3 protein-coding genes are annotated in these 5,457 nt (G+C 69.4%); all 3 read right to left on the reverse strand.

The features are described from left to right. Window positions 1-222: 222 nt before the first annotated feature. Entirely contained in the window at window positions 223-564 is a 342-nt protein-coding gene (locus ACFPZL_RS09380) for a DUF1801 domain-containing protein (RefSeq protein ID WP_218114296.1), read from the reverse strand. Window positions 565-703: 139 nt separating this feature from the next. Further along, on the reverse strand, window positions 704-907 hold the full coding sequence (locus ACFPZL_RS09385) for a cold-shock protein (protein WP_218114295.1): 204 nt from the start codon (window positions 905-907) through the stop codon (window positions 704-706). Between the two features lie 420 nt (window positions 908-1,327). Further along, a partial coding sequence (locus tag ACFPZL_RS09390) for an InlB B-repeat-containing protein (RefSeq protein WP_382335205.1) occupies window positions 1,328-5,457 on the reverse strand: 4,130 nt, incomplete at its 5' end.

The raw sequence follows: 5,457 nt of genomic DNA on the forward strand, positions 1-5,457 counted from the left end.
GTCGAGCGGAGCGCTGCGGCGCCCGGCAGAGCACGGCGGCGCGGGCGCCTCGCGCCCGAAGTCAGGGCCGAGCCCGCAGTTCTGGCTGAGATCGCAGTTCCGGCTGACGATTCCGCCGGATCCCATCAGCCCGAACTGCAGCATCAGCCGGAAATGCGGACCCCGCGCGAACCTCGCTCCTCCACGCATCCGCCGGTTCGAACCCGACGAGGCTCGGGATCCTCAGGAACGGTTGAAGTCCACCGCTGCGCGGACGAGCTCGGCGAGCGCATCCGCGTCGAGCGGTTCGCCCTCGCGCAGGTCGATCGCCCGCCGGGTGCCGGCGTCGAGGCTCGCGTTGAACAGGCCGGAGGGATCCGGCAGCGACGCGCCGCGCGCAAAAGTCACCTTCACCTTGTCCTTGTAGGTCTCGACCGTGCAGATCAGCCCGTCGAGCGAGAAGGTGGGCACACCGCCGGGGTTCGACGGCTTCCGCCACTTGATCTCCTCGACGATCCCCTCCTCCGCCTGCGCGATCGCGGATCGTATCTCGGCCACCCGGGCCTCTCGCCACTCCGTCGTCATGGGTCGATCGTACTCCTCGCCCGGTCGGCGCGGGATGGACGCCGGGGCTCCGGAACTCCGGGAACAGCACGAGGGACGGGCCGCGCATGCGACCCGCCCCTCGTGGAAGCTCACCCGGCCCGTCGAGCGGGCCGAAGCGTCAGATGGCGCGAATCGCAGCCGCCTGCGGACCCTTGGGGCCCTCTTCGGTCTCGAACTCGACGCGCTGATTCTCTTCGAGATCGCGACGTCCGCTTCCGATGATCGCGGTGTAGTGGGCGAAGAGGTCGCGGGATCCGTCGTCGGGGGCGATGAAGCCGAAGCCCTTCTCGGAGTTGAACCACTTCACGGTACCAGTAGCCATTGCGTTATTTCCTTAGATCGTTGGACCGCGACTGCGGTCCGGGGTACCGCGGCGACGGCGCCGACGCGGAGTAGGTGTCGTACGCAGCCAGTGGCGTCACGACCATGTGACGGCCTGTCTTCGAGCGCTGGAAGATCGGCGGGGCGTAGAGCGGTAGTGCGAGAGAGATGACGAAGAGGATCCGGTCCGGTCGAAACCGCCGATGAAAGCAGAAGCGAGATGTGCGGTGAAACAGCCGTCGAGGACGGCGGGGCGAGAACGAGTCGGTGTCGATTCCTCATACACCCTGCTGACAGCCTATACCGCGGGACGCCCGATGTGGGCACGGATATTCTCCGCGGAAGGAATTCACGGGAATCCGGCCGCGCGCCCGTCGGGGCGGTACGCGCGGCCGGAATCCTTCCACTCGGTGCGACGCGGTCACTTCCGCGTGAGTTTCACCGTCTTCGAATCGCCCGGGCGGTGCTGGCCGTCGCCCGCGAAGCTCGCCTTCACCTTCCAGGCGCCCTTCGCGAGACCGCTCGGCAGCTTCATCTTCACGGTGCCGTTCTTCACGGTCGCGGTGCGGCTCCGGGTGACCGTCACCGTGCGCTTCACGCCCTTCACCCGCTTCACGCCCTTCACCCGCTTCACGACCTTGCCGGTGGCGGTGAGCTTCACCTTGCCGCCGGCCTTCGCGTAGCCGCGTACGGTCGAGACCGTGACGGTCGCATGCGTCGCGTTCTTCTTGCCCTTCGCTTTCGGGGCGACCTTCAGGGAGACGCTCGCCTTCGCCTTCGGCAGCGCCTTCCAGGTGGCGGTGAAGGTCAGCGCGCCCTTCGTGCCGGCATCGACCGTCACGTTCGTGTCGGCCCGGTCGAGTCCGGTGCCCGTCCACCCGGCGAAGGAGTAGCCGAGGCGGGTCGGGTTCTTCAGCGTGAAGGCGTCGGAGGCCCGCGTGTAGCTCGCCGGGTTCGCCCCGGCAGTGATCGTGCCGCCCGCGAGACGGTAGGTGATGGCGTAGCCGACCGGTCTCCAGGTCGCCGTGTACGCGCGGTCTCCGGTCGAACCGGCTGGGATCTCGACCGAAGTCGCAGGCTCGTCGAGTCCGCCGCCGGTCCAGCCGGCGAAGACGTACCCGGTGCGACGCGGATCCTTCAGCTGCAGCGCGCCGGACTCCGCGGTGTAGCTCCGCGGGTTCGATCCGCTGAGGTACCCGCCGGCGAGATCGTACTCGAGCGCATACTCGGTCAGCTCCCAGTGCGCGGTGTAGCTGCGATCCCCGCTGGAACCTGCCGGGATCGTCACCTCGGTGCTGCGCGAGGCGAGGTCGGTCCCGGTCCAGCCGAGGAAGGTGTAGCCGGCGCGCGTCGGGTTCGCCAGAGCGATGGCCGCATCATCGGAGGAGTAGACGACGGGGTTCGACTGCTCGCCCAGCGTGCCGCCGGCGAGATCGTAGTCGATGGCGTGCGAGGCCACGCGCCGGATGACGCTGCTCTTCGACGCCGTCGAGTTCCCCGAAGTGTCGGTGAGCACCGCGTACCACTCCTGGTCCGCATCGAGCTCCGGGGAGAACTCGACCGAGCCGAGCTCGTCGCCGACGAGGTCGATCGGTTCCCCGAGCGCCTCCGGGGCGCCCGCGGCGAAGGTGATCCGTGCGGTGTCGAGGGTGCGCGTCTGGCTGCCGCCGAGATCGAGCTCGATCACGTAGTTCTCGGAGTTCTCGCCGTGGTAGCCCTCCGCCTCGGTGAGCGGGATCGGCTGGCTCCAGCGGCCCTCCGATGTCGTCCGCTGCAGCCAGGGGCTGTAGGTGTTGACGTAGATGAGCCCGTTCTCGGCGTCCACGCTCAGGTTCTTCAGGTATCCGTGCCCGCCCCAGGCCCGGGTCTGGTAATCGGTCAGGATGCCGTAGGTGCGCACCCCGTGATCGTTGACGCGGGAGGATACGAAGGTGCCCGACTGGTGGCCGCTCAGCACGAGCTTCACGTTCGGATACGGATCGACGAGGAGCGTGTTGACGCGCGGGTTCGAGTACGGTGCCTCCACGTCGCGCGCCCAGAGGTGGTGGTGCGTCGAGAGGATCACGGTGTACTCGGGGTGCGCCTCGATCACGCTCTTCGCCCACGCGATGCCCGGGTGGTCGTCGCGCTCGGCCGACCAGTAGCCCAGCTGCAGCCAGAGGATCTTCGCGTTCGCGATCTCACCCGTGTAGTAGTAGTTGTCGATGTCGTTGCTGCCCCCGAAGGTCCAGGGCGAACCCTCCAGGCTCCCTGCGAAGCGCTCCATCGGGAAGTACTTCGGCAGCAGCTGCCGCCCGTTGTACCGCTCGTTGTAGTCGTGGTTGCCCCACGAGATCGCGAACGGCAGCCCGGCCTGTTCGAGGATCTTCGCCGAGGGCTCCGCGCTCTTCCACTGCCACTCGTCCTCGTACTCCTCGCGATTCACCCAGTCGCCGGCCTGGATGACCATGGCCGTCTTGCGCGCCTCGGCGCTGTCGCGGATGTACTCGAACTGCTCGGTCATCGTCCACGGGGTGGCCTCCGTGTAGAGCTGGGTGTCGCCCACGTGGTTGAAGGACCAGTCGTAGTCGTCGGCCGACGGGACGCGCCCGTCGAAGTCCGAACCCTGGGCCCAGGGCTCCTCGGTGAGGCCGCGCCAGATCAGCACCGTGAGCGTCCGGCTGCCGTCGACGGCGCGGTCGGCGTCGGTCGCCCGCACGTCGAGGTTCACGGTCCGGCCCTCCGGATCCGCGTTCGCCTCCTTCAGCGCCCACTTCGCGGTCTCGGTGTTCCAGACCCAGGCCGACACCGTGCGGGCGTCTGCCGTGCCGCGCCAGGAGAAGTGCCACTCGTTCTCGGCGGCCTGCTCCTCCGTGAGGGCGATGCGGTAGATCTGGTAGGGGTTGCGATCCTCGCCGACCGTCGTCGGCGACGTCTCCGTGGTGACGGTGCCGCTCGTCGGTGTCAGCGCGTCGGGAACTCGATCCTCCGTCGACCCGGTGCGCACCACGACGTTGCCGGCGCCGAGCGCGACCGACTCGTTCGCGTAGAACTGCGCCCGGACCCGCTCCGGCAGCTCGGTCCGCGGAGTGACCTGGAGTTCGAGCGGCGCGTTCGCCGGCTTCTCGGCGCTCGTGATCGGCACCGCCGGCGCGATCGTGTCGGTGACGTCGAGCGTCAGGGTGACGGGCTCGGAGACCGGGCCGCCCTCCGCGGTGGAGGTCGCGGTGAACACCACCTCGATCTCGGCCCCGGTCTTCATGACAGGGACCTGCACGGTGAAGGTGCCCGCGTCGACCCGCTGCGAGAACACGGTCTCACCGTCGATCGTCGCGGCGAGCTCGGCGCGCTTCGACACGGATCCGAAGACCTCGACCTCACCGGCCTCGACGGCGGCGCCGTTGCCCGGCCGCCCGAGGGCCAGCACGAGCTCGTCCTCGGCCCGCTTCTCGCGCTTCCCGCTCGAGACCGCGTCGCCGAAGTAGTTGTCGGCGCGGAACGCGTCGAGTTCGGGGATGAACTCGTCGGTCGCGATCCAGACCTCGTCGACCGTGCCCCGGAAGGGCGCGACGAGACGGTTCGGGTCCTCCGGGTCCACCTCGAGGTCGCCGATCGTCAGCGGGACGCCCGGGAGGTTCGGGAACTGACGCCCCTCGCCCATGGCCGAGTGGACCTCGACGCCGTCGAGATACACAGCGTAGGTCAGACCGTCGAAGGTCATCGTGACGAGGTGCGGTTCGCCGTCCTTCGCGAGCGAGGAGGTCGCGCTGCCGAAGGGGGTGAGCGTCTGCACGAGCCCGTCGGCCTTGCGGATGCCGAGCTGCAGCGCCGGGTCGTCCTCGCCCGCCGCCTTGCGCGCGACCAGCGTTCCCATGCCGCCGGTGAGCCCGGCGACGTCCTCCGGGGTCATGCTGAGGACGACCGACAGCGTGAACTCGCGGGTGTTCTTGCCGATGTTGCCGCCGTACTGCAGCCGCGATCCGTCGAAGCGAGCCGTTCCGCCGCCGGTGAGTCCGGCCGCGGAGCCGCTGGCGGACTCCAGGTCGGCGCCGACGAGCGTGCCGGCCGCACGCCCGGTCGCGTCGACGAGCACGTCTCCGGAGCTCGCGCTGTTCGCGAAGTGCTCCACGAGCGCGAACTGCCGGCTCCAGACGTCGCGCGGGTCGTTCGTCGTCGCGCCCCGGCCCCCGAAGTAGGCCCAGACGACCTGCGACGAGCGCTTCGGGAGTTCGTCGAGCTTCGCCCAGACGACCGAGGTGCCGCCCGGCGCCCAGGTCTCGATCTCGAAGGGCACCGGCACGCTGCGCGACGTGGCTAGCGCGAAGGTGTCGGCCGGGACCTCTGGCGTGTGCGCGATCTGCAGGCGGACCGGCACGTCGGCGAGGTCGCGGCGCTGATCGTTCGTGACCGTCAGCGGCTGACGCTCGGTCGCCTCCGGATCCGCCCAGGCCACGTCCGACCCGTCCGAGGATGCGGTGCCGTGGAGTTCGCCCAGCGCCGCCTCGGCCGCTTCGAGCCGGTCGAGGTGCGCGAGGTGGGCGCGCTGCGCCTTGGTGAGCGTCCGCACGGCCG

It is taken from the genome of Leucobacter soli (assembly GCF_042659205.1).
Classification (GTDB): domain Bacteria; phylum Actinomycetota; class Actinomycetes; order Actinomycetales; family Microbacteriaceae; genus Leucobacter; species Leucobacter soli.